This is a genomic window from Flavobacterium xizangense (genome assembly GCF_054075145.1).
The window spans coordinates 1-368 of sequence record NZ_JBSIPG010000038.1 but is presented as its reverse complement, the minus strand read 5'-3'; the positions used below and the strand labels follow the sequence as shown (position 1 = coordinate 368).

Genomic DNA, 368 nt, shown 5'->3' with positions numbered 1-368 from the left:
TATAATGGCGAGAATGGTACATCTACAGTGATTCAGCTTGTTGATTTGGTTGGAGCTTCAGAAACAGTTACCACTTTGGCCAATAATAATAACGGGACGTATTTATATACAAGCGAAGACAAAACCCCTACTACTATAGACGTAGTTGGCGATGTGGTCAATAATGCCTCAACGGTTGTGAACAGCCCGAATTTTGTGACAGAGCTGACCAATGTTATTAAGAACGAACAGTCCCTGACAAAACTAGTTTACGATCAGGCGGGAAATACGCTTAAGTATACCGATGAGAATGCTGTTGAGAATACAATCAATTTATTGGATCTTGTAGGTGACGCAGAGACGCAGACTACCTTGGTTTACGACCCGGG

Annotated in this window: 1 pseudogene; it reads left to right on the top strand. The window is 42.1% G+C overall.

From position 1 onward, the window contains the following. Positions 1-368 (top strand): annotated as a pseudogene (locus tag ACWA1B_RS22405) (hypothetical protein); the annotation flags it as partial.